At 56.6% G+C, this 1,372-nt stretch carries 1 protein-coding gene; it reads left to right on the top strand.

Annotation, left to right across the window (positions count from 1 at the left end; all coding sequences use genetic code 11):
• Positions 1 to 52: 52 nt before the first annotated feature.
• Positions 53 to 1,312 (top strand): IS256 family transposase, encoded by a 1,260-nt coding sequence (locus PSEUDOMOFG3G_RS24125; protein WP_139051243.1) that lies wholly within the window; start codon positions 53 to 55, stop codon positions 1,310 to 1,312.
• Positions 1,313 to 1,372: the final 60 nt, after the last annotated feature.

The raw sequence follows: 1,372 nt of genomic DNA, 5'->3' as shown, positions 1-1,372 counted from the left end.
GGGACTGTCAGAAATTTTGTGTTCGGGCATAACATGCTGAAGAGGTGCATGTATGCCAACCAAAAAGAAGACGGCCTTGGAGGCCAAAACCGAGCTTCCTTCGATCCCGAAGGAGCTGATTGATCAGTTCGTCAAAGGCCCAATGACTGCCGAGGCGATTCAGGATGCGTCGATGGCCTTCAAGAAGGCGCTTATCGAGCGAGCCCTGGGCGCAGAGCTGGGCCACCATCTTGGCTATCCTCAGGGCGCGGAGCGCCCTGAGGAGTCTAATAACCAGCGCAACGGTAAAAGTGGCAAGACCGTTTTGACAGACGACGGTCCGCTTCGTCTGGAGATTCCCCGAGATCGCGATGGCAGCTTTGCGCCGATTCTGATTCCCAAGCATGAGCGGCGCTTTACCGGTTTCGATGACAAGATCATCGCCATGTACGCTCGGGGCATGACGGTTCGCGAGATTCGCGCATTTCTCTTGGAACAGTACGGTACGGATGTCTCGCACGACTTCATCAGCTCAGTCACCGACGCGGTGATGGAAGAGATCGGCGCTTGGCAGCAACGACCGCTTGAGCCGATGTACCCGGTCATCTTCTTCGACGCGCTGCGGGTCAAAATCAGGGAAGAAGGTCTGGTCCGCAATAAGGCAATCTACTTGGCCTTGGGCGTACTACCGGACGGAACCCGCGATATCTTGGGCATCTGGATCGAGACAACGGAAGGCGCCAAGTTCTGGATGAAGGTCTTCAATGACCTCAAGACACGCGGCGTCGAAGACGTGTTGATTGCCGTGACCGATGGCCTCAAAGGCATGCCAGAAGCCCTGAGCGCGGTGTTTCCTGAGACGACGTTGCAAACCTGCATCGTGCATCTGATCCGCAACAGCCTCGACTATGCAGCCTGGGACAAACGTCGGGAGCTGGCCAAGGCTCTCAAGCCGATCTATCAAGCGATCAACGCCGAGGCCGCCGAAGTGGCTCTGGACTCATTCGAAACCGGGCCGTGGGGCAAGCAGTACCCGACCGTCGTGGCTGCCTGGCGACGCGCCTGGGATCGAGTTATCCCGTTTTTTGTCTTCCCACCCGCCATCCGGAAAGTGATTTACACGACCAACGCAATCGAGAGCATCAACGCTCAACTGCGAAAGATCATCAAAACGAGGGGACACTTTCCAACCGATGATGCTGCCACGAAGCTGATCTGGCTGGGCTTGCGCAATATCACAGCAAACTGGGGCAGTGCGGCCCATGATTGGAAAAGTGCGATGAATCAGTTCGCGATCCTGTACGGGGATCGGTTCATCAGGCCGACGTGGTAAATGAAGGTCTGCCTAACGGCAGGCCGTTACCGGCCCGCACACAAAAAATCTGACACTCCC

This window comes from Pseudomonas sp. FG-3G (assembly GCF_901007645.1).
Classification (GTDB): domain Bacteria; phylum Pseudomonadota; class Gammaproteobacteria; order Pseudomonadales; family Pseudomonadaceae; genus Aquipseudomonas; species Aquipseudomonas rhizophila.
This window is presented reverse-complemented; position numbering and strand designations above follow the sequence as displayed.